Origin of the sequence: Niallia taxi (genome assembly GCF_032818155.1) — a bacterium.
Classification (GTDB): domain Bacteria; phylum Bacillota; class Bacilli; order Bacillales; family Cytobacillaceae; genus Niallia; species Niallia taxi_A.
In genome coordinates this window covers 25,569-49,227 of record NZ_CP102589.1, presented here as the reverse complement: position 1 = coordinate 49,227, position 23,659 = coordinate 25,569, and the positions used below count along the sequence as shown (strand labels likewise).

The following is a 23,659-nucleotide window of genomic DNA, read 5'->3' as shown; positions in this document are numbered from 1 at the left end:
GTATGGATCTACAAGCAGCAGAAAAAAGGACAAAGGAACTGCATAACCTTTTAAACAAATATAATTATGAATATCATGTTCTTGATAATCCTTCTGTTCCAGATGCAGAATACGATGCACTACTAAAAGAGCTTGTTGATTTGGAAGAAAGCTTCCCTGCCTTAAAGACTAGTGACTCTCCATCCCAAAGGATTGGAGGGGAAATTTTGGACATGTTCCAAAAGGTGCAGCATCATTCACCAATGCTCAGTCTTGGGAATGCTTTTAATGAAGCTGATTTGCGGGACTTTGATCGGAAGGTGCGCCAAGCAATCGGGGAAAGCTTTTCTTATGTTTGTGAGCTGAAGATAGATGGGTTGGCTGTATCTCTGCGTTATGTGGACGGTTTATTTGAGCTTGGAGCGACAAGAGGAGATGGGACGACAGGCGAAGATATAACGGCTAATCTGCGAACAATTCGTTCCATACCCCTTCGGTTAAATGAACAAGTAAGCATTGAAGTCCGTGGAGAAGCCTTTATGCCGAAGAAATCTTTTGAGGCTCTTAACAAGGCAAAGGATGAAAATGGAGAAGAACCGTTTGCAAATCCAAGAAATGCGGCTGCAGGCTCTTTAAGACAGCTTGATCCAAGGATTGCTGCTTCTCGTAATCTCGATATATTTCTATATGCGATTGGAGACCCAGGAGAAACGGGTGTCCGCTCACATAGTCAAGGCCTTGACTTACTTGATGACCTTGGCTTTAAAACAAATAAAGAAAGACAGCGCTGTGCATCAATTGAGGATGTTTTACAGTATGTAGAAGGCTGGCAGGAAAAGCGTCCACATCTTCCTTATGAGATTGATGGAATTGTCATTAAAGTGGATAGTCTGGAACAGCAAGACGAGCTTGGAACTACTGCTAAAAGTCCAAGATGGGCAATTGCCTATAAATTCCCTGCTGAAGAGGTTGTTACAAAGCTTCTTAATATAGAACTAAGTGTTGGCCGAACTGGAGTATTGACGCCAACAGCATTGCTTGAGCCTGTTAAAGTGGCAGGGACGACAGTCAAACGGGCATCCTTGCATAATGAAGATCTTATAAGAGAGAAAGACATTAAAATCGGTGACAGTGTGGTCGTAAAAAAAGCAGGCGATATTATTCCTGAGGTTGTGAATGTTCTTGTGGAACGCAGAACGGGTGAGGAAGTTGACTTCTTAATGCCAACACATTGTCCAGAATGCGAAAGTGAATTGGTGAGAATTGAAGGTGAAGTTGCTTTACGCTGTATTAATCCGAAATGTCCTGCGCAAATAAGAGAGGGATTAATTCACTTTGTTTCTAGGAATGCGATGAATATTGACGGACTTGGGGAACGAGTTGTCAGCCAGCTGTTCCAGGAAAAACTGATTGAGGATGTTGCTGATCTTTACAAGCTTACATATGAACAGCTTATCTCTCTTGAACGAATGGGTGAAAAGTCAGTTACGAATCTGTTAAATGCGATAAATGCCTCTAAGAGCAACTCCTTGGAGAGACTGCTGTTTGGTTTAGGAATCCGTCATGTCGGTTCAAAAGCTGCTAAGACAATTGCAATGGAATTTGGAAATATGGATAAATTGGCAAATGCAACTAGAGAAGAATTGACAGCTATTAATGAAATAGGCGATAAGATGGCTGATTCCATCGTTGCTTTCTTTGAGCAGGAAGAAGCGGCCGAGCTTATTCAGGAATTAAAGGATTCTGGTGTGAACATGGAATATACGGGTGCAAGACCTGTTGCCGCAGAAGAGTCAGACAGTGTGTTTGCAGGCAAAACGATTGTATTGACAGGTAAGCTTGAACAGCTTTCCCGAAATGAAGCAAAGGAGCAAATTGAGCTCTTAGGCGGAAAAATTACTGGAAGTGTCAGCAAAAAAACAGATCTCGTTATTGCCGGTGAGGATGCAGGAAGCAAGCTGACGAAAGCAGAACAGCTTGGGATTGAGATATGGGACGAGGAAAAGCTGTTGGAAGAACTAAAAGGTTAAAGGTGTGTAATGTTAATGAAAAAAAGCTTAATATTAATAGCAAGTCTCATTTTTTTCCTTTCTGCCTGTGCACCGAATTTTCAGAAGGAAGAAGAAGTGAAAAGCGAAACAGGCGACAATGAAACAGAGACAGCCATCCTGCCGAAATTCAAGATTTCGGATGACTATTACAGCATGAGTCTACCTTTTAAGACATCTGAAGCAAGAGGGCTTGTCGTAAATAATTTAAATTCGCGATACGATATCAGTGAATTCGAGAGCGGTTTGATGCGTGTTGCCCAAAATACATTTGATACAGAAAATTATTATTTCCAAGAAGGTCAGTATTTGAACAGCTCGACTGTTGCTGCCTGGCTGAACAGGAAGTACACAAAGAAGGAGCTTAGTGCCAAAAAAATATCAGCAAATGACAATGTTGGTCTTAATCCTTCTGATGAAGATAAAAGTAAAAAAGAATCTGGTAATATGGAGCCGATCTATTTGGCTCACATTTTAGAGCATGATTACTTAGTAAAAAATGAAGAAACAAATAAGCTGGAGCTTGGCGGAGTAACAATTGGCCTTGCATTAAATTCTGTTTATTATTATCAGGAAAAAGCAAACGGATCGACAAAAAAGAAGGATATTAGTGAGCAAACCCTTGAAAGAGAAGGTAAAAGTATCGCAGAAGAGGTCACTAAAAGGCTCAGAAAAATAGAAGGGCTGGAAAACGTACCTATAACAATTGCTTTGTTTGAACAAAAAGAGACATCCTCTGTTGTACCAGGAAACTTTATTTCCTATGCAAATGCTGGCAGTGGAGAAGCCTCCTTGGGTCAGTGGAAGGATATCAATGAAAAGTATGTTATTTTTCCAAATACAAATAGCCAATATAAGACAGAGCAAGCTGCCTTTTCTAAATTCCAAAACGATATTGAAGAGTATTTTCCTAATTTCAATGGCGTTATCGGTAAAGGTTTTTATGTAAACAATAAGCTGCGCAGTATTAGCATTGATATGAAGGTACAGTTTTATGGGGCAACAGAAGTAATCGGCTTCTCTCAATATGTGGCTGGAAAAGTGATTGATCGCTTTAAGGACACAAACCAGACTGTACAGGTCAGCATCTCCTCCGCTAATGGAGAAGAAGCCCTTATTGTCAGGGATGCAGGTCAAGACGAGCCGTTTGTTCATATATATCAATAAACAAGAAGATTATTCCAAGGCATTGGGATAATCTTTTTAGTTGTTCATTTTTTTGAAACAATTTAAATGACTGTGTGTGGATTTTTTTTAGTATAGTGGTAAAGAGTATCTATATAAGGAGTTGGAAAGTATGTCAAATCCAAATTTAGATGATTACCTGCAGCAAGGCATGTATGGTGCGAAGGAGACAAAGCCGGAAGAGAGAAGAAAGTTTCTTGGGACAATTAGAGAGCGTGTCGTACTAGCGTTACTGCAAAATCAAGTGAGTGAAGCAAATGTCTATAAAGAGGCCGAGGAAGCGATTAAGGGCAATAAAGGAGCTAAGCTGTATTTAAATGGCCATTTGGATTATTCCTATTTGTCTAAGTACTTAAAATTAGCTAACGAGCAAAATATGGAATATACAATGGTTACGAACAATGATTATAACAGTGAAATCGGCTTATTGATTGCATACGACCATGCTGTTGATAAAGAAGACATTTATGTGAATGAACCGGCAGTAGAAAAAAAACCAGATCAACCGAAAGAAAAAAAAGGATTTTTCGCTAAGCTTTTTAACAAATAATATTCAGGAAAACCAGGAGAAAGGATTTATGTGCAGAAATCCCTTTTCCTGGTTTTTTTTATAAGTTAACGTTTAAAAAAGACAAGCTTGTGATAAAGAGAAACAATAACATAATTCGTTTATGTACGGGAATTATATAAATCTTGAGCTTTAATACTTGTAATATAAAATTAAATTGTGTACAATACAATTGTGTAAAATTAAAAATTTAATCGGAGGTTTTAACCATGTCAGATACATTGTTCACAACAACTGTAAAAGCGGTCGGCGGAAGAGAAGGAAGAGTTGAATCAGAGGATTATGTTATTCAATTAGAAACAGCAATGCCTGGAACTCCAAGAGCAAAGCAAATTGAGGATGCAACAAATCCAGAGCAATTATTTGCAGCAGGTTACGCGGCGTGTTTCGATTCAGCTCTTCAAATGATTGCTGGAAAAGAGCGTGTGAAATTTGAATCAGAAGTGTCAGCGAGTGTCAGCCTAGTTAAAGATCCAACAGATCAAGGCTTTAAGCTTGGAGTTAAATTGTCTGTCAAAGGAATTGGCGTAGATAAAGCAACTTTAGAGGATCTTGTTCATAAAGCACATAATTTCTGCCCATACTCAAAAGCAACTAGAGGCAATATCGAAGTGACACTGGAAGTTATTGCTGCATAATAAATTTAACCATCGTAGAAATACGATGGTGTTTTTTTTATACAAAAAGAAGTGTCCTAATTAAGGGACACTTCTTTTTCCTTATTTGGCAAGCTGCTGCAAAAGCTGGGCGAGGGAGTTCTTCAGCTGTTTGAATTCCTCTGGCTCTTTATTTGCAAGCTTAACTATTTCTAATGGGATGCAGGCTGCTTTCTCTTTAAGTTTGCTGCCTTGTTCTGTTAAGGAAACCATAACAGAGCGCTCATCCTCTTGGGAGCGTTCCCTGTTTATAAGACCATTTTGCTCCATTCGTTTAAGCATTGGAGTTAATGTGCCCGAATCAAGGTATAACTGCTCTCCCATGCTTTTAACACTTAATACCTTATGCTCCCATAATAATAGGAGGACTAAATATTGAGGATAAGTAACATCCAATTCCTCAAGCAGGCTTTTGTATTTTTTTGTCATTTCTCTTGAACTGGCATAAAGCAAAAAACAGAGCTGATTTTCCAGTCTAAGCAAGTCTATTTCATTTGTCATGTCGTTCACCAACTTTAAAATATCATTCCATATTTCTATTGTAATCCAATTTAGTTTTTTTTCCTAATGAAGAAGTACATAATGTTTATATCCACATAATACGTAAAAAATGTCTAATGAAAGAAACAGGCGGATTGGCTAGAGATTTGCAATAACTTTATTGTTCCTGTTGCCTTAATAGAGGCTTGTTTGATATCATCAGATTATTGCATGGAACGTACTTGGAGGTGACGATTATGTCAAGGATTACAAAAGAAGAGGTAAAGCATGTAGCAAACCTTGCTAGACTTGCAATTACAGAAGAAGAAGCTGAACAATTCCAGAAACAGCTTGATGCAATCATTACGTTTGCAGAACAATTGAATGAACTCGATACGGAAGGTGTTGTACCGACATCCCATGTGCTGGATGTGAAAAACGTATTGCGTGAAGATGTTGCAGGAAAAGGTCTTCCGATTGAGGATGTATTGAAGAATGCTCCAGAACATCAGGACGGCCAGATCAAAGTGCCATCGATTATAGAGTAAGGAGGGAAGAGGATGAGCTTATTTGATCAAAAAGCAGCTGATTTACAGGAAATGCTGCTTAAAAAAGAACTTTCTGTAACAGACTTGGTGCAGGAAGCATACACGAGAATTAAAGATGTCGATGAAAAAGTACAAGCCTTTTTAACATTAGATGAGGAAAATGCCTTTAATCAGGCAAAGCAACTTGATTCATTACTTGCTGCAGGTGAAAAGACTGGACCGTTGTTCGGCCTTCCAATCGGTATCAAGGACAATATTGTCACAAAGAATTTGAGAACAACATGCTCAAGCCGCATTTTAGAGAATTTCAACCCAATCTATAATGCGACTGTTATGGAAAAATTACATAATGCCGGCACGATTACAATCGGAAAGCTGAATATGGATGAGTTCGCAATGGGATCCTCAACAGAGAATTCCTATTATATGAATACTAAAAACCCATGGAATTTGGATACTGTGCCAGGCGGTTCATCTGGCGGCTCTGCAGCAGCTGTTGCAGCTGGAGAGGTTCTATTTTCCCTTGGTTCAGATACTGGCGGCTCTATCAGACAGCCGGCAGCATATTGCGGAGTTGTCGGCTTAAAGCCAACATACGGACGTATTTCACGTTTTGGCCTTGTGGCATTTGCATCTTCACTTGACCAAATCGGACCAATTACAAGAACAGTTGAAGACAATGCTTTCCTGCTTAATGCTATTTCAGGAGTAGATCCAATGGACAGCACATCAGCAAATGTGGCAGTTCCGGACTTTACTAAAGGCCTTACAGGGGATATTAAAGGCTTGAAGATTGCAGTTCCTAAGGAATATTTGGGAGAAGGCGTAAGCGAAGAGGTGCGCCAATCTGTACTTGATGCCCTTAAGGTATTGGAGAAGCTTGGAGCAACATGGGAAGAAGTATCATTGCCACATAGTAAATATGCTTTGGCTACGTACTATCTGCTTTCTTCTTCAGAGGCTTCTGCGAACCTGTCCCGCTTTGACGGAATTCGCTATGGATACCGTGCAGATAATGCGGAAAGCTTGATTGAGCTTTATAAACAGACAAGAGCAGAAGGCTTCGGCGATGAAGTAAAACGCAGAATCATGCTTGGAACGTTTGCATTAAGTTCTGGTTATTACGATGCGTACTATAAAAAAGCACAAAAAGTACGTACATTGATCAAAAAGGATTTTGAGGATGTATTTGAGAAATACGATGTGATTGTAGGACCTACAACCCCGACACCAGCATTCAAAATCGGCGAAAATGTAAATGACCCATTAACGATGTATGCAAATGATATTTTGACAATCCCAGTTAACCTTGCTGGTGTGCCAGGAATTTCTGTGCCATGTGGATTCACAAACGGCTTGCCACTTGGTTTGCAAATTATCGGTAAACACTTTGATGAAGAGTCTGTCTACAAAGTGGCATATGCATACGAACAGGCAACGGATTATCATAAGCAAAAACCAACGCTGTAAGGGGTGAAATAAATGGAATTTGAAACAGTCATTGGACTTGAAGTCCATGTGGAGTTAAAAACAGAATCGAAGATATTCTCCGCAAGCCCGAACCATTTCGGTGCTGCTCCGAATACAAATACAACAGTTGTAGATTTAGGATATCCAGGAGTATTGCCTGTCCTAAATAAAAAGGCTGTAGAATACGGAATGAAGGCTTCTATGGCATTGAATTGTCAAGTTGCGACAGAAACGAAATTTGACCGAAAAAACTACTTCTATCCTGACAATCCGAAAGCATATCAAATTTCTCAATTTGATAAACCAATCGGAGAGCACGGCTATATTGATATTGAAGTGGACGGTTATAAGAAGAGAATCGGAATCACTCGTGTCCATTTAGAAGAGGATGCTGGAAAGCTGAACCATGGCAATGGCTACTCATTAGTTGACTTTAACCGTCAAGGAACACCATTGATTGAGATTGTATCTGAGCCGGATATTAGAACACCTAATGAAGCATACGCATACCTTGAGAAGCTGAAATCTATCATTCAGTATACTGGTGTATCTGACTGTAAAATGGAGGAAGGTTCTTTACGCTGTGATGCGAACATCTCCATCCGTCCAGTAGGACAGGAAGAGTTCGGAACAAAAACAGAATTGAAGAACTTAAACTCATTTAACTTCGTCCGCAAAGGTCTTGAATACGAAGAGAAGCGTCAGCGTGAGGTTGTGCTTGGCGGAGGTGTGATTGATCAGGAAACACGCCGTTTTGACGAAGCAACGAGTAAAACATTGTTGATGCGTGTTAAGGAGGGTTCTGATGATTATCGTTATTTCCCAGAGCCTGATTTAATGGACCTGTATATCGATGAGGATTGGAAGGCAAGAATTCGTGCCGAAATTCCAGAGCTTCCTGATGCCCGCAAAAAGAGATATATAGAAGAATTAGGTTTGCCTGAATATGATGCAAATGTATTGACTGTTACGAAGGAAATGGCAGATTTCTTTGAAGCAACAGTTAATGCTAAGGCTGACCCTAAGCTTGCTTCTAACTGGGTAATGGGCGATTTATCAGCAACTTTGAATGCTGAAGGTAAAGAGCTTTCAGAGGTTGCACTGACTCCAGAAGGTCTTGCAAGCATGATTAAGCTGATTGAAAACGGCACAATTTCCAGCAAAATTGCCAAACAAGTATTTAAAGAGCTGATTGAAAATGGCGGTGACGCAGAAAAAATCGTTAAAGAAAAAGGATTAGTACAAATCTCAGATGAAGGCGCATTGCTGAAAATTATCTCTGAAGTACTGGATAATAATCCTCAATCTATCGATGATTTCAAGAATGGTAAACAAAAAGCAGTCGGCTTCCTTGTTGGTCAAATTATGAAAGCAACAAAAGGACAAGCTAACCCACAATTGGTTAACAAACTTCTTGTTGAAGAGATAAATAAAAGATAATGAAAAAACCAAGAGATTAGCTCTCTTGGTTTTTTTTCGACATTTTCCCGCACTATTTCCCAGGAAAAGGCGCCAATATCCAATTTTCGATTTTGTTTTTGCGAAGCTTGTCCGAATTAGGATTTTAGCTGATTTTCTTCGGTCCGATGCGATCCTTTTTAATTGTTTTATCATTTATTTTTGGTTCTTGCTGGTTAATGAAATTAATGATGTTAGACCTGTGTAAGTAAATGAGAAGTAACAGATAGATGATAAAAATAAGTTCGTGTTCTACACTCGCATCAAAAAAGACATAGAGCAATATCGTAACCCCGACAGAAATACTTCCAAAGAACACATACTTTGTAATCCAAATGACAGCTATAAATGTTAAATAGACAATTAAAAACATAATCGGGTTTGCGACAATCAGCATCCCTGCAGTTGTTGCGATCGCTTTTCCACCGCGAAAGCCTGCGAATATTGGAAAACAATGTCCAATAACTGCAGCCAAACCAGTATAAATTGGATCGATATCCTGGTGAAGAAGGAGCGGGAGCGCTGCAGCGAGCGAGCCTTTGCCGATATCAAAGATGAGAACGGCAAGACCTGCCTTTTTGCCAAGCACGCGAATCGAGTTAGTTGCTCCAGGATTTAAGCTGCCATGCTTTCTAATATCAATGCCAAAAAAAATCTTTCCAATTATAATGGCAGCTGGAATAGATCCCAATAAATAAGAAGCGATCAATAGCGTATACAAAAGCATTCTCCTTTTACATTATGATAAATATTCCCAGTTTCTATGTTAGTATATGCAAGCCGAAAAGTATACTTGTTCCTTAATGCCAAGCTTTAAAAAAAAGGCAAAGGAGCCACTGTTCTGTTAAGCAGGCTCCTTTGCTGAAAGGTTTATTTAAAACCATCTATAACAAGTTCTTGTACGGTAACAACTGTTTCTTCTGTATCAATAAACTTAACATTCACATCCATCCCTTTATCAAGGAAGATGCTGTATGGGAAGTCATTAGATGAAACTTGGAATATCCGCTTATCGCCTTCAACCATAAAACGGACGACTGTGCTTCCTTCCATTTCAGATTTATAAACATAGCTGATTTTTCCATTCAAGTCCTTTAAATCTGCTATATTATTAGGAACTGTGTTGTCATCCTTTAACAATGTGGCAATGGCATATTTATAGTCATTGAATAGCTTTGATTTTTCATTGCTGTAGCTGTAGATCTTCTCATCCTTCGCATTAACAAGTACGATTTGTCTTAACACGCTGTTAGAGTCCATAAGTGGAACTACCCATGTGAACTGACCATATATCGTATAAAGGATAGGGGTGCCAGCCTCATATTTCTCCGCTCTAAATGTCTTTTCAGCTACATTAATGGCAGATTTTCCATTTAAGGAACCATTTGCTTCTTCATAGAATGTAAGCTTTCCAGATCTTGCATTGATTAGTGAATAGCCTACCATGCTTCCGCTGTCTGAGTTCGGTCGAGTGAAATCAGTAAACCAATTTAAGGCAAGATCCTTATTGAATACACCATTTACTTCATCAATATCTTCCCATTCAGTCGGTACCTTAATATCTTCCTTAGAGAAGATGGTATTCCAGAAACCGTGTATATATTTGCCATACCACTCATTCCAATCCTCTGCTACACTTGTTGGGATAACATGATCGATGAAATCAGGGATTTCGTTCATTTTATAGTCCTTAATTTCGCCATTTGCCGGATCAATAATATAAATACCCTTTACATCAACAATCTGCCTGAATTTGTTGTAATCCCCGTATGGCACAACATAATACGGCTTATCGTTATCGTCTGGCTCAAAGCTTGCTTCCAGCAGGACGTGATCCTTATGCGTTTTTCTTACAAGACGCTTTAAGTCTTCGTTGAAATAAGCAGATGGAACATATGTCATTTCCGATTTGACTAACACTGCATCTTTATTTTCATCCTCTGCACTCATTTTAATGAAGCCAGGAACAGGCTGGTTCTTCATCCATTTAAAAAAGCCAGTGTATTCAATTGGTGTTACCCAATAAAGATGATCGTCAATTTTTTGCAAAGTTGAATGTCCTAAATCATAGTAGGAAGCATGAGAAAGCTCGCCTAGTTTCTTTTCGCTTCGGTACCGAGCGTATTTCTCCGGTACAACTGCAATATGCTGCTCATCTGTCGATTCTTCTTTGTTTTGGGCAATCGTTGCTTTTGCTGCCACGAAGTCATACTTATCATTTGCAATAGTAAATGGGTAAGCAAACTGGAAGTAAGCACTTGCAAGAAGCATGGCTATTCCAAGGTAACTAGTATAGTAGAAGCCCTTTGCCTTTTTATACAGAAGATCCCCGAGAAAGAACAGGGCTACATAAAATAATCCAAACTTTATTGCAGCTTGCACAGAATAATCAACAAGCTGGAAATAGGTTAGAACAAATATAATGAAGGCACCTACCATGACACGAAGCAGCTGTGTATATAAAAAAGCTTTGCTGCGGGAATATGTCTTCCAAACGAATGGATTAAGCGTCAATGCGAGTAGTGATAATAAATAAACCATTAAATAAAAAACCTCCTTTTTAATAATGCCTCCATCAATATACGGTCACTATCCATAATAGTTTCATTGTTAAAAAAACTTCTAATAACAGCAGGGAAAAATGGTACTATAAAAAAGTGTTTATTTCAGTAACATAATATTATTCGAAAAAAATAAAACATTGGTGTAGGGGTTGAGTATTTAATAACGTCTATTATATGAAGTTGTTTAGAAGGGGGGAGAGAATAATAGCAGATCAAGAATTGATTGAACTAGTCAAGCTTGGAGATGATGATGCATTTCGCTTGCTAGTTGAGAAATATCGCCAGGACATATTTCGCACCATTTACAGCGTTCTTAAGGATCAAAAGGAAGCGGAAGATGCTGCACAAGAAGTGTTCCTCAAAATTTATTACTCTCTCCCCAAATACGAAAACCAAGGGTTTAAAACTTGGATAACGAGAATAGCAGTCAATCATTCGATTGATGTTAAGCGAAAACAGCAAAGAAGGAAAGAAGACATCACAGAACAAATTGAGCTTGATACAGGGAAAAAAGACAATGTAGTGGCAGAGGTCTTAATAAGGCAGCAGCGCAAGCTGTTAAGGGAAAAGCTTAATGATATTCCTGACAACTATCGCGATGTTATATACGGTTACTATATTGCAGAAAAGAGCTACCAGCAATTAGCTGAAGAGCAAAATGTTCAAGTTAAGACAATTGAAACAAAACTGTACCGGGCAAGGATTTGGTTGAAGAAGCATTGGAAGGAGGAGGATTTCTTATGATACCGCACTATTCTTTTGAACAATGGCTAGAATACGCAAAGGACGAGCTTGATGAAGGCAAACGAACACAAATGGAAGACCATCTTTATGGGTGTGATCAGTGCCTTGATTTATACGTTCAAGCAGTTGAAGTACAAGAAGTTGAGCTTCCGTCCATATCAGATGTGGCGGCATTTACAGATCAAATCATGCTGAAGATTTCAGAAGAAAAGGAAGAAGCAGCAGATATTCCTGTTTTACAACCGAAAAAGAAAAAATCATTTTACCAATCCTCTGTCTTTCACTACGCACTTGCTGCCAGCATAACGCTGGTTCTAATGTCGACTGGTGTTTTCCAATCGATTATCAAACATACGGAAAGCATCCAAAAGGCGGAAATGCCGATGAAACAGGAAGAAGTAAAAGTAGGCTTTGTTAACAAGACATTTTCTTGGCTCGATACATTTGATGGAAGTACGAAGGAGGAAAAGAAAAAATGAAAAACCCGATCGTCGCATTTATTTTAGCTTTCTTTCCAGGAGGTGGATTATTTTATATCGGTAAGCGGATAAGAGGCTCTTTATACGGTGCTGCCGTTTTCGGACTTGCTGTATTTTCCATATTACTGCTAAGCATGTCAGGATATATGGATGAAATTGTTATCGTGCTTGTTTTTATAGGGCTTCTAATTTATTGCATCAGCATTCTGGATACTTTTATAACCACAAGCAGGTATTTTAAAAGACAAGTACTGCCAGGTGGTCAGGAAGACAAAACAGTGCTTGTAAATACAATTGAATCACAGCGCTTCTATACCATAGTCCTATCCTTTATCCCTGGTTTAGGACATATACAATTAGGCTTGATGTACCGCGGTATAACACTGTTATCCACCTTTTTGGGGTTAATTATCATGGTTTTATTTGTGTCATTCCTAACTGGAGCAGGAGAGTTCCTGCTGTTTCTGGCTATACTTCCGGTTATTTGGGTATATGGATTTTTTGATGTTATGCAGCAGTTTGTTAAAAAACAAAATGGCGAGGAGCTTGTTGACCAGACCATATTCCAAGACTTTGAACAAAATCGAGAAGACGGGAAAAAAAGCAAAATCATTGCCACATTCCTTTCCATTTTTCCAGGGGCAGGTCATTTATACTTAGGCTTGCAGCAAAGAGGTCTGCAATTAATGGCTGCCTTCCTATTTGCAATCTTCTTAATCAATGAGCTTTACTTAGGAATTTTCTTGTTTTTAATACCGATTATATGGTTTTACAGCTTTTTCGATGGACTTCAGAAAGCTTCGAGAATAGGCGAAGCGGAGCTGGAGGATACACCAGTGATAGCTTATTTAACAAACTATCAAAAATGGGTCGGAATTGGCCTTCTCCTTGTGGGCTTCTACTATATGACAGTCAATATACTGCTTCCAGTCTTTTCAACAAGACTGCAGCTGTTACTTGGCATTGACTTGCAATTTTTGTTCTATCATTACTTCCAAACAGGTGTTGTCTGCATCGTCCTTATTTTCGGCGGTTTGCGAGTGCTTGCTGGCAATAAGAATAAGATAAAGACAGATAATAGACAGTAAAATCTGTCTTAATTAAGGGAGGAGAAATACGGAATGAGGACTTGGAGAGTAGGAACATTTTCGATGGGATTATCACTATTGCTTCTTGGTGTATTCCTGTTACTATCGCAAATTTTAGAGTGGGATATTACAACTGCTTTAAAGCTTTGGTGGCCAGTTATTCTTGTAGTTCTTGGTTTAGAAATACTGCTGTACCTATTTCTAAGCAAGCAGGAGAAACCTTATCTGAATTTTGACATATTTAGTATTCTTATCGTCGGCATATTGGGTACAGCCGGAATTATAATGGTGTTTCTTCAGACTTCAGGCTTCATTGACTTGATTCAGGATGAAATTAAGAAGGAAGAAAGAACGCTGGACCTTCCTGCATATGAACAGAATATCAGCAATGATATCAATAGAGTTGTTGTGGAAGGAGACGGAATAGGGCAACTTAAAGTAGATGGTACGAATGACAGAAACGTCTCCTTGTTTGGTACATACAGACAGGATAGTTCATTAGATAAAATAGCTAAACTGGAGGATTATGTCACCACTTCACATAAAGGAGATACACTGTATATAAGGGTGAAAGAGCGACCGTATCAAACATCGACGTTCTACTCTGATTATTCCAATATGGATGCTACCTTGCTTGTGCCTACAGATGTTCAATTAGAAATTACTAATCTTAAAAGCAACCTATCCATTAATCCACGCGGATTGAAAAGCGATTGGAAAGTGTCTGGTGCTGGTGAGCTTGATATAGATATACAAGAGACGAACGATGTAATGGTTTCTGTGGAGAATACTCAGGTGGAAAATGGAGAGAATCAGAATTGGAGCTTTGTGAAGGAAGCGGAAGACACTGATGAGTATGAATCAACAGAAGACGATACTACTTATAATGGCAATTATAAAAAGGGAAAAGCCGACCATCATATCTATGTTTTTAATAGTGCGCTGTTACAGCTGAACGATAAAAAGTAAGTATTAATCAAACGTTTGTTTAATTTTTATAGATGCCTATTGGGGTTGGGATATTAGTTATTTGGGTATAATTGATAGCAGAATTCTAAATTTTTTTTACAAAGCAGTTGGTAGTATACTAAATATTGCCTAAAGAAGTGGTTTTCGTATATGATGTTAGATGATAGAAAACAAGCCATGAAATTATGAAATAGGATGATGGGTATGAAAAGGGCAAGAATTATATATAATCCAACATCAGGCCGGGAAGCTTTTAAAAAGCATTTACCGGAGGTGCTGAAAAAACTTGAGAATGCAGGGTATGAAACATCCTGTCATGCTACGACAGGGCCAGAGGATGCCACAAAGGCTGCGAGGATTGCAATTGAAAGAAGATATGATCTTGTTGTTGCAGCTGGCGGAGACGGCACAATTAATGAAGTAGTTAATGGACTAGCAGAACAGGACTACCGGCCAAAGCTTGGAATTATCCCAGTGGGTACAACTAATGACTTCGCAAGAGCCTTGCATATCCCGCGAGACATTGAAGCTGCCGCGGATATAATTGCTAAAGGCGACACAATCCCTGTCGATATTGGACGGATAAATGAAGACAAATACTTTATCAATATTGGCGGCGGAGGCAATTTGACTGAGCTTTCGTATGAAGTGCCGAGCAAGTTGAAAACAATGCTTGGACAGCTGGCGTATTATTTGAAAGGTATGGAAAAGCTGCCTTTTATTAAAGCTACTAAAGTAAAGATAGAATATGACGGAAAGCTATTCGAAGGGGAAGTCATGCTGTTTTTAATTGGTCTGACAAACTCTGTCGGCGGATTTGAAAAGCTTGCTCCAGGTGCTTCGATCAATGATGGTCTATTTTCCTTGCTTATCCTAAAAAAAGCCAATCTAGCAGACTTTATCCGTATTGCCACATTGGCGCTTCGCGGAGAGCATATTAATGATCCGAATGTTATTTATGTAGGTGCAAACCGTATTAAGATAACATCTGAAGAGAAGGTACAGCTGAACCTCGATGGTGAGTTCGGTGGGGTGCTTCCAGCAGAATTTGTTAATTTATACAGACATTTTGAGGTGTTTGTTCCAATTGACCAAATCCGCGATGAAGATCGCCCTAAAGAAGAGACACTAACAGCAGAGTAAAGATATAGAGTGAGTGCGGACTCACTCTATCCACCACTCCAAATCCCCAAAAAAGCCCCTTATTTCCATTGTTTTCAAACTTTAAAAAAACCAACAGGATTATAGATAACAGGAAAAGTATGATACAATTTTGTTCGGTATACTTTTCAAAAATAGATAACATGTAGCAAAGGAAGTAGACAATGAGCAGAACATTGCCCGTTCAAAAGAACGATATATTAGATATAGTATTTGAAGATTTGACACATGAAGGTTCTGGCGTAGCGAAGGTTGAAGGTTATCCACTGTTTATCCCCAATGGACTTCCAGGGGAAAAAGCGAAGGTTAAAGTCGTGAAAACTAATAAAAATTTTGGGTTTGGCCGTTTGCTTGAATTGCAGGAAAAAAGCCCATATCGAGTGGAAGCACCATGTCCAATTTATAAAGAATGCGGAGGCTGTCAGCTTCAGCATCTTAACTATGAAGGTCAGCTCCTTGTAAAGCATAAGCATGTTCAGGATGTCCTTGAAAGAATCGGAAAAATCGATGCTGTAGTTCACCCGACAATCGGAATGAAAGAGCCATGGCGTTATCGCAACAAGGCTCAGGTGCCAATTGGAGAGCAGGAGGGCGGTCTGATAGGAGGTTTCTATCAACAGCGCAGCCACCAAATTATTAATATGGAAGCCTGCCTTATACAACAAGAAGAAAATGATGATGTCGTAAGAAAAGTAAAAGAGATCTGTCAAAAGTACGGAGTAAAGGCATACAATGAGGAGCGCCATAAAGGAGAGCTTCGTCATATCATGGTTCGCCGTGGTTTAGTTACAGGTGAAATGATGATTGTGCTTATTACGAGAACAAACGAAATTACAAACAAAAATAAAGTTGTGGATGAAATTGCAACAGAGATTTCCGGTTTAAAATCAATTATCCACAATGTGAATAACAAAAAAACAAATGTCATTATGGGCGACATAACAAATGTATTGTGGGGACAAGAAACAATTACTGATTATATTGGAGATGTGAAGTTCGCTATTTCAGCCCGCTCTTTCTATCAAGTAAATCCAGAACAGACAAAGGTTTTATATGATAAAGCACTAGAGTATGCTAATTTGCAAGGCGAAGAAAACGTTATTGATGCTTATTGTGGTATTGGCACGATTTCTCTGTTCCTCGCGAAAAAAGCAAAAAAGGTGTTTGGAGTAGAAATTGTTCCACAAGCAATCGAAGACGCTGGCAAAAATGCACTCCTAAATGATATCCACAATGTGGATTTTGCTGTCGGTAAAGCAGAAGAAGTTATCCCCAACTGGTATAAAGAAGGAAACACAGCAGATGTTCTAGTTGTTGATCCGCCAAGAAAAGGCTGTGATGAAGCCCTATTACAAACAATCATTGACATGAAGCCAAAAAAAGTCGTGTATGTTTCCTGCAACCCAGCAACATTAGCAAGAGACCTGCGCGTTCTTGAAGACGGCGGCTACAAAACACTTGAAGTACAGCCTGTGGATATGTTCCCGCAGACAATGCATGTTGAGGCTGTAGCTCAGTTGGTATTAACAGTGTAATATTAATTCTTGGAAAAATTCTGGACTTCCCTAAAGGAATCCAGAATTTTTTGTTTTAATGATAGCTAGAAAAGACAATAAATCGCTTTCTGTAAACCTTGAATATTTGTTTATACAGAAAGACCTTGTGGATAAGACCTGAAAGTATTAACATTTGTTATTAATAAACCTCATAATGTTGATAACTATTGATGAAACTCCTAATTATTCAGTGAATATCCACATTAACTGGTACAACTACATGAATATCGTAAATACTCTAGATAATTTGATTCAAAGCGTAATATCACTTAACGCTGCTAAATCATATGCTGTATTTTTGGATGGTGTCTATGTAAAGAGGCTATTTAATAAAGAAGTAAGCTTTTAAACTTTCGTGTTTAAAGGCTAGATGTTAGCATCTTAGTTTATAGAATAATGGTTTACATAGTAATAGAAGAAAACAATATCTTCTGAAACAGATATTGTTTTTTTCTGTCGAAATATCCTTTTCTTTTGCCAAATTATTGAATTATAAAAATGTAAGCGGTATAATTATTTTATGGAACAACGTACCACGATGTGGAACGTTTGTTAGGTTGTTGAAAGGAGGCTACTTGTTTTTTTGTTTTTTCTAAATATGTAAGCGTATTCTTCATTGGATTAGTGAACGCCATCATGGCCAGGGCAAGTTTTTTCTATTAATTATCGTTAGTTGTTTCTAAGAGCATGAAGAACTGGATGATGCGTTGAAGAGCAGGTCTTTGACACGCGGCATAATTCAATTACTACATATCAGATGCAGCGTCTTTTTCAATTGCTTAAATTACCTAAATGGGAAGGTAAGGATGCTAATATGAAAATCATGAAGTCGATTGAGCGAATACCAGGAGGCCTTATGCTGGTTCCGCTGTTTGTAGGAGCTATTATTCATACGTTTGCACCAAAATCTGGAGAGTATTTCGGCTCGTTTACGAATGGGCTGATGACAGGTACAATCCCAATTCTTGCTGTCTGGTTTTTCTGCATGGGTGCAGGAATTAATTTGAAATCGACAGGAGTTGTTTTGCGGAAATCGGGAACGCTGCTGGTGACAAAGATTGGGGTTGCATGGATTGTTGCCCTTGTGGCAGGAGCATTTTTGCCAGAGGGTGGAGTACAGACAGGCTTTTTCGCCGGATTTTCGATTTTGACACTTGTTGCGGCGATGGATATGACGAACGGTGGTTTGTATGCGTCCATGATGCAGCAATACGGAACAAAGGAGGAGGCCGGTGCATTTGTATTGATGTCGCTTGAGTCAGGTCCGCTTGTGACGATGCTTATTCTTGGCTCAACTGGGATTGCGTTTGAGCCACAGGCATTTGTAGGAGCAGTGCTTCCATTTTTAGTCGGTTTTATTTTAGGAAATCTTGATTCTGATTTTAGAAGTTTTTTCAGCAAGGCTACACATACAATGATTCCATTCTTCGGATTTGCATTAGGAAATACGATTGATCTCGGCGTAATTGTAAAAACAGGCTTCGCCGGCGTCTTGCTTGGTATTCTCGTTATTATAGTTACAGGCATTCCATTAATGCTCGCAGACAAGTTTATTGGTGGAGGAAACGGAACAGCTGGGATTGCGGCTTCAAGTACTGCTGGGGCTGCTGTTGCCAATCCAATGATTATTGCAAGTATGAAGCCGGAATTTATGCCAATTGCCCAGTCTGCAACAGCATTGGTAGCAGCATCTGTCATTGTAACCTCCATTTTAGTTCCGATATTAACTGCCTTTTGGTATAAATATATGCAAAAAAAGAACAACAAGAATAGTGGAAGTGGCGTAAATACTCGTGCACTTTAAAGAGCAGATTCTTCCTATATTAATAGAAGGAGTTGATTGTTAGTATGAGCAGAATAGTTACTGTGGGAGAACCGATGGCCCTATTTGCGGCAGAGTCTGAAGGGCTTTTGGAAGAGGTAGATAGGTTTGCTCGTTTTGTGGCAGGAGCAGAAGTGAACTTTTCAATCGGGATGGCTCGTTTAGGCCATGATGTCACATATATTACGAAGCTTGGGAATGATCCCTTCGGCAAAAATATTCAAGGCTTCTTGAAGAATAATGATATTGATACGAGTTTTGTTACCTTTGACGACAAGCATGCTACAGGAATGCAATGGAAGCAAAAGGTTTCCGCAGGAGATCCAGAAGTGTTTGCTTTAAGAAAAAATTCTGCTGCTTCTACAATGGATATTCAATCAATAAGTTCATTGTCTATTGCAGACTTTCAGCATCTCCATTTGACCGGCATTCCTCCAGCATTATCAACGAGCTGCAGGGAAATGGTTTATGAATTGGCGCGTAAGGCGAAAGCGCAAGGGGTATCGATTTCATTTGATCCTAATATTAGACCTGCACTCTGGCCAGATAAAAAAGAGATGGCGGCAGTTATCAATGACATTGCCTTTTTAGCTGATATTGTCTTTCCTGGCATGGCAGAGGGAAGGCTGCTTACGGGCAGAGAAACTCCTGAAGGAATAGCTCAATTTTATCATGCTGCTGGTGTAAAAACCGTAATCATAAAGCTTGGACCAAAAGGGGCTTATACTAGTTCTGAGGATAAAAAATTCTATACAGAAGGTTTTAAGGTTCACAAAGTCATTGACACAGTTGGTGCTGGAGATGGGTTTGCTGTTGGTGTGACGAGTGCATTGTTGGAGGATCTACCGCTCGAGGAAGCTGTTAGAAGAGGAACAGCAATCGGCGCTCTTGCAGTCATGGCTCCAGGTGACAATGATGGACTCCCTGACCGAAAAGGTCTCAACGACTTTATGGAACCTAAATTAAATAGATAAATAGAAAAAGAGCAAAGTGTGCCAATGAGGCAGCTTTGCTCTTTTTCTATTTACTATTATTAGCTGATGAAGCCAAAGTGGCGGGATATGTCCGCACTATAATGCTGCATTTTTTCAACCAACACTTCATTTATTAAGTCCATTGTCACTCTTGTACTAGGACCTGAGATGCTGAAGCTTGCGATAATTCTGCCTTCATGGTTGTAAATAGGGGCAGCGATGCAGCGTAAGTCCTTTTCATTCTCGTTATTATCTAATGCATAGCCTTGTTGCTCCACCTTATCTATTTCCTCGCGTAATTCTTCCTTTGATGAGATGGTAGCAGCTGTTTTGCTGACAAATTCCATTTTGGAGAGCGATTCTTCTAAAGCTTCGGGATCGAGCCCTGATAATAGTACTTTTCCAACAGCTGTACAGTACATTGGTGCTCTGCTGCCAACACGGGAGAACATGCGAATCGTTTGTGTGCTTTCTATCTTGTCCACATAAAGGACTTCTTCTCGGTCTTGTGTGCATAAATGAATGGTTTCATTGACTTCCTTACATAATTTGGTCAGAAACGGTTTTGCTGTATGAACAAGTGTATTGCTGTTCAAAAAATTTCTTGCAAGGAAAAGTGTCTGTAATCCAAGCTTATATTTGTCTGTATCCATGTCCTTTTCGACATAGTTCATGTTAGTTAATGTTGCCAAAAGTCTGTGTACGGTGCTTTTGGAGAGGCCAACCTGCTCGGACAGGCGGGCGATTTGCAGGCCATCTGGATATTCAGAAAGCTTGTTTAATATCGTTAATGCTCTTTCCAGTGATTGAACGTTTGACATAGTATTATACCTCTTCATCTAAATGAGAATAGGACCTTTTCTTCTATATTACGTCACAAGCAATCTTTTGTAAATTAACGGATTTTTGGTGAATTAATGGGGGATGTCCATAAATATTGGGACTTGATAACTATAATAATGGGATAGTAACCATTTTTTCGACAATTATTCACAAAAAACTAGCATTTACAAAACCTTTACAATTGATTCAAACAACATTAATAGTTTTCCCTTATTCTAATTCTTGTAGGACAAAACACCAACATATCCTTAGGGGGAATTAAAGAAATGAAAAGTTTGAAAAAGCTAAGCCTGCTTCTGCTTGTTGCAGCACTTATGGCATTCATCGCTGCATGCGGAGGAAATGACAACACAAGTGGAGATAACAATGAAGATAATGGTTCAGAAGAAAAACTATCAGGCACTTTGACAGTTTCTGGTTCATCTGCAATGCAACCATTAGTAGCTGCTGCTGCTGAAGAGTTTATGGCTGAAAATCCAGAAGTTGATATCCAAGTGAACGCTGGTGGTTCTGGTACAGGCTTATCACAAGTTTCTGAAGGTTCCGTAGATATTGGAAACTCTGATGTTTTTGCTGAAGAAAAAGAAGGAATTCCTGCTGATGAGCTAGTTGACCACAAAGTTGCTGTAGTAGGCATGACAGCTGCTGTTAACCCATCTGCTGGAGTTAAAGATATATCTAAAGAAGATTTGATTAAAGTATTTACAGGCAAAATCACTAACTGGAAAGACCTTGGTGGTGCTGACCAAAAAATTACATTAGTTAACCGTCCAGATTCTTCTGGTACTCGTGCAACTTTCAATAAATATGCATTAGATGGCGCTACACCTGCTGAAGGCGTTACGGAGGATTCTTCAAACACAGTTAAGAAAATCATCTCTGAAACTGAAGGAGCTGTAGGTTACCTTGCACTTTCTTACTTCACTGATGACACTGTAACACCACTTGCAATTGACGGTGTAGAAGCTACTGATGAAAAAGTAAAAACTGGAGAATTCCCAGTTTGGGCTTACCAACATGCTTACACTAAAGGTGAGCCAAATGAACTTGCTAAAGCATTCCTTGACTACATGGCTGCTGATGAGCAAAAACAATTGATCGAAGACCAAGGATATATTCCTGGCAGCGAAATGAAAGTAGAGCGTGACGCTGAAGGAAATCAAAAATAAACGAATTAGGTAAGGGGCAATGCCGACCTGGCGTTGCCTCATTACCAATTAATGACGTAAATTAGGGGTGCTTCAAAAATTATGGAAAAATCATCACTTCCTGTTAGAGAGAGATTAATCAAATCTAATAAAACAAGGCTTAATGGTGAGGTACGGGGTAAAGTTTTAGTAACATTATGTGCAATTATCATGATTTCTGCTACTATTGCAATCACAATTTTCCTAAGTACAAAAGGTTTACAGTCTTTCATTAAAAACGGTGTAAGTCCGATTGAGTTCTTAACCAGTACGAATTGGAATCCTACTGATCCAGAAAGCCCAATGTATGGGGCACTGCCTTTTATCTTTGGTTCTTTTGCGGTAACAATGCTTGCCGCACTAGTTGCAGCACCACTTGGAATTGGAGGAGCTATTTTCATGACTGAAATTGCTCCATCATGGGGGAAGAAAATACTTCAACCAGTAATTGAGTTGCTTGTTGGTATTCCTTCCGTTGTTTATGGATTCATAGGGCTTACAGTATTAGTGCCTTTTATCAGGGAGCATGTAGGCGGACTTGGTTTCAGTTTATTATCTGGAACAATCGTCTTAGCAATCATGATCCTGCCGACAGTTACGACAATTGCAACAGATGCAATGGCGACATTGCCTAAATCATTGCGTGAAGGATCTTATGCACTTGGTGCTACGAGATGGCAAACAATCAGGAAAGTACTTGTTCCTGCTGCCCTTCCTTCATTGTTAACTGCAATCGTTTTAGGTATGGCAAGAGCGTTCGGGGAAGCATTAGCGGTTCAAATGGTTATCGGTAACACGAGAATTATCCCTGGAAGCATTTTAGATCCAGCCGGAACATTGACAACTATCATCACATTAAATATGGGTCATACAACATATGGAAGTGTTGAAAACAATACACTATGGTCAATGGGGCTAATCTTGTTAATTATGTCATTCGCATTTATCTTGCTAATCCGTTATCTGTCATCTAGGAGGAAAGTATAATGAACAGCAGAGTAGCAGATCGTATCGCAACCAGTGTGTTTGTTGCGATAGCAATCGTTATTGTATCCGTACTTGTCGGATTATTTTCATATATTTTGTTTAATGGCGTAAGCCACATATCTCTTGATTTCTTAACTAATCCATCTAGTAATGTCCGTGCAGGCGGTGGAATTAGAGATCAATTGTTCAATTCATTTTATATTTTGTTTATCACAATGATTATTACTGTTCCACTTGGAGTGGGCGGCGGAATTTACATGGCTGAGTATGCAAAGCCTGGGAAAGTGACAAACACGATTCGTACTTGTATCGAGGTACTTGCATCACTTCCTTCTATTGTTATTGGTATGTTTGGTCTATTAATGTTCGTTAACCTAACAGGATGGGGCTATTCAATCCTTGGCGGTGCATTGGCATTAACAGTGTTTAACTTGCCTGTTATGGTGCGTGTCAGTGAAGATGCACTTCGTTCAGTGCCACGTGACCAGAAAGAAGCTAGTCTTGCATTAGGAATTACACATTGGCATACAATTAAAACGATTCTTTTACCAACAGCATTTCCATCAATTTTAACAGGTGCAATTCTTGCTTCTGGAAGGGTGTTCGGGGAAGCGGCTGCGCTATTATTTACATCTGGATTGTCAACACCAAGACTGGATTATGCAAACTGGAATCCATTCGTTGAAAACTCACCATTAAATATATTTAGACCTGCAGAAACTTTAGCTGTTCATATTTGGTCTGTTAACACACAAGGGCTTATTCCGGATGTTGAGGATATCGCAAACGGTGCCTCCGCAGTATTGATTTTGTCTGTGCTGATTTTCAATCTAGGTGCGCGTTTAATTGGAGGTTTAATCCATCGTAAACTTACAGCATCTAAATAACTAGGT

The 23,659-nt window shown here is 39.2% G+C and carries 22 protein-coding genes; 18 read left to right on the top strand and 4 right to left on the bottom strand.

The window, feature by feature from the left end; genetic code table 11:
• The first annotated feature begins 2 nt into the window (after positions 1 to 2).
• From ligA to NQZ71_RS00205, 4 genes are all read left to right on the top strand, one after another.
• Positions 3 to 2,009 (top strand): NAD-dependent DNA ligase LigA, encoded by a 2,007-nt coding sequence (ligA, locus tag NQZ71_RS00220; protein ID WP_275009608.1) that lies wholly within the window; start codon positions 3 to 5, stop codon positions 2,007 to 2,009.
• Between the two features lie 15 nt (positions 2,010 to 2,024).
• Positions 2,025 to 3,194, top strand: coding sequence for a CamS family sex pheromone protein (locus NQZ71_RS00215; RefSeq protein WP_144456245.1), 1,170 nt, complete (start codon positions 2,025 to 2,027; stop codon positions 3,192 to 3,194).
• A gap of 130 nt (positions 3,195 to 3,324) precedes the next feature.
• Positions 3,325 to 3,762 carry a YueI family protein gene (locus NQZ71_RS00210; RefSeq protein ID WP_144456243.1) on the top strand — a complete coding sequence of 146 codons (438 nt, stop codon included), beginning with the start codon at positions 3,325 to 3,327 and terminating at the stop codon, positions 3,760 to 3,762.
• A 227-nt stretch (positions 3,763 to 3,989) separates the two neighbouring features.
• A complete protein-coding gene (locus NQZ71_RS00205) occupies positions 3,990 to 4,418 on the top strand; it encodes an organic hydroperoxide resistance protein (protein WP_144456241.1) in 429 nt (142 codons plus the stop codon).
• An 81-nt stretch (positions 4,419 to 4,499) separates the two neighbouring features.
• On the opposite strand, the gene NQZ71_RS00200 is transcribed toward NQZ71_RS00205, so the two are convergent.
• The gene (locus NQZ71_RS00200) at positions 4,500 to 4,937 is read right to left on the bottom strand and encodes a MarR family winged helix-turn-helix transcriptional regulator (RefSeq protein WP_275009607.1); all 438 of its coding nucleotides are present in this window, start codon (positions 4,935 to 4,937) and stop codon (positions 4,500 to 4,502) included.
• A gap of 236 nt (positions 4,938 to 5,173) precedes the next feature.
• Here NQZ71_RS00200 and gatC point away from each other — a divergent pair, with 236 nt between their 5' ends.
• The 3 genes from gatC to gatB are packed head-to-tail and all read left to right on the top strand — an operon-like array spanning position 5,174 to position 8,374.
• Entirely contained in the window at positions 5,174 to 5,464 is a 291-nt protein-coding gene (gene gatC / locus NQZ71_RS00195) for an Asp-tRNA(Asn)/Glu-tRNA(Gln) amidotransferase subunit GatC (protein WP_144456238.1), read from the top strand.
• 12 nt (positions 5,465 to 5,476) lie between these two features.
• A complete protein-coding gene (gatA, locus tag NQZ71_RS00190; RefSeq protein ID WP_260054020.1) occupies positions 5,477 to 6,934 on the top strand; it encodes an Asp-tRNA(Asn)/Glu-tRNA(Gln) amidotransferase subunit GatA in 1,458 nt (485 codons plus the stop codon).
• Positions 6,935 to 6,946: 12 nt separating this feature from the next.
• A complete protein-coding gene (gatB, locus tag NQZ71_RS00185; protein WP_144456234.1) occupies positions 6,947 to 8,374 on the top strand; it encodes an Asp-tRNA(Asn)/Glu-tRNA(Gln) amidotransferase subunit GatB in 1,428 nt (475 codons plus the stop codon).
• 124 nt (positions 8,375 to 8,498) lie between these two features.
• On the opposite strand, the gene plsY is transcribed toward gatB, so the two are convergent.
• The gene (plsY, locus tag NQZ71_RS00180) at positions 8,499 to 9,119 is read right to left on the bottom strand and encodes a glycerol-3-phosphate 1-O-acyltransferase PlsY (protein WP_144456232.1); all 621 of its coding nucleotides are present in this window, start codon (positions 9,117 to 9,119) and stop codon (positions 8,499 to 8,501) included.
• A gap of 143 nt (positions 9,120 to 9,262) precedes the next feature.
• Positions 9,263 to 10,933, bottom strand: coding sequence for a hypothetical protein (locus NQZ71_RS00175; RefSeq protein ID WP_260054022.1), 1,671 nt, complete (start codon positions 10,931 to 10,933; stop codon positions 9,263 to 9,265).
• Positions 10,934 to 11,130: 197 nt separating this feature from the next.
• Here NQZ71_RS00175 and NQZ71_RS00170 point away from each other — a divergent pair, with 197 nt between their 5' ends.
• The 8 genes from NQZ71_RS00170 to NQZ71_RS00135 all read left to right on the top strand — a co-directional run bounded on the left by NQZ71_RS00170 (position 11,131) and on the right by NQZ71_RS00135 (position 19,749).
• On the top strand, positions 11,131 to 11,700 hold the full coding sequence (locus NQZ71_RS00170) for an RNA polymerase sigma factor (RefSeq protein ID WP_127740244.1): 570 nt from the start codon (positions 11,131 to 11,133) through the stop codon (positions 11,698 to 11,700).
• Entirely contained in the window at positions 11,697 to 12,179 is a 483-nt protein-coding gene (locus tag NQZ71_RS00165; protein ID WP_144456228.1) for an anti-sigma factor, read from the top strand. Before NQZ71_RS00170 ends, NQZ71_RS00165 begins: the two co-directional genes overlap by 4 nt.
• A complete protein-coding gene (locus NQZ71_RS00160) occupies positions 12,176 to 13,267 on the top strand; it encodes a hypothetical protein (RefSeq protein ID WP_317011164.1) in 1,092 nt (363 codons plus the stop codon). Before NQZ71_RS00165 ends, NQZ71_RS00160 begins: the two co-directional genes overlap by 4 nt.
• Before the next feature lie 33 nt (positions 13,268 to 13,300).
• Entirely contained in the window at positions 13,301 to 14,236 is a 936-nt protein-coding gene (locus tag NQZ71_RS00155) for a hypothetical protein (protein ID WP_144456226.1), read from the top strand.
• 204 nt (positions 14,237 to 14,440) lie between these two features.
• Positions 14,441 to 15,379 carry a diacylglycerol kinase gene (locus NQZ71_RS00150; RefSeq protein WP_144456224.1) on the top strand — a complete coding sequence of 313 codons (939 nt, stop codon included), beginning with the start codon at positions 14,441 to 14,443 and terminating at the stop codon, positions 15,377 to 15,379.
• A 182-nt stretch (positions 15,380 to 15,561) separates the two neighbouring features.
• Positions 15,562 to 16,932 (top strand): 23S rRNA (uracil(1939)-C(5))-methyltransferase RlmD, encoded by a 1,371-nt coding sequence (rlmD, locus tag NQZ71_RS00145; protein WP_275009604.1) that lies wholly within the window; start codon positions 15,562 to 15,564, stop codon positions 16,930 to 16,932.
• 835 nt (positions 16,933 to 17,767) lie between these two features.
• Positions 17,768 to 18,757 (top strand): 2-keto-3-deoxygluconate transporter, encoded by a 990-nt coding sequence (gene kdgT, locus NQZ71_RS00140; protein WP_144456220.1) that lies wholly within the window; start codon positions 17,768 to 17,770, stop codon positions 18,755 to 18,757.
• 44 nt (positions 18,758 to 18,801) lie between these two features.
• Complete coding sequence (locus NQZ71_RS00135; RefSeq protein WP_144456218.1) at positions 18,802 to 19,749, top strand: sugar kinase; 948 nt, start codon at positions 18,802 to 18,804, stop codon at positions 19,747 to 19,749.
• Between the two features lie 59 nt (positions 19,750 to 19,808).
• Here the strand turns inward: NQZ71_RS00135 and NQZ71_RS00130 are convergent, their stop codons facing one another.
• Positions 19,809 to 20,570 carry an IclR family transcriptional regulator gene (locus NQZ71_RS00130; protein WP_144456216.1) on the bottom strand — a complete coding sequence of 254 codons (762 nt, stop codon included), beginning with the start codon at positions 20,568 to 20,570 and terminating at the stop codon, positions 19,809 to 19,811.
• Between the two features lie 288 nt (positions 20,571 to 20,858).
• Between NQZ71_RS00130 and NQZ71_RS00125 the strand changes: the two genes are divergently transcribed.
• From NQZ71_RS00125 to pstA, 3 genes are all read left to right on the top strand, one after another.
• Complete coding sequence (locus NQZ71_RS00125; RefSeq protein ID WP_144456214.1) at positions 20,859 to 21,761, top strand: phosphate ABC transporter substrate-binding protein; 903 nt, start codon at positions 20,859 to 20,861, stop codon at positions 21,759 to 21,761.
• Between the two features lie 81 nt (positions 21,762 to 21,842).
• Positions 21,843 to 22,766, top strand: coding sequence for a phosphate ABC transporter permease subunit PstC (pstC, locus tag NQZ71_RS00120; RefSeq protein WP_260054026.1), 924 nt, complete (start codon positions 21,843 to 21,845; stop codon positions 22,764 to 22,766).
• Complete coding sequence (gene pstA, locus NQZ71_RS00115) at positions 22,766 to 23,653, top strand: phosphate ABC transporter permease PstA (protein ID WP_144456209.1); 888 nt, start codon at positions 22,766 to 22,768, stop codon at positions 23,651 to 23,653. Before pstC ends, pstA begins: the two co-directional genes overlap by 1 nt.
• Positions 23,654 to 23,659: the final 6 nt, after the last annotated feature.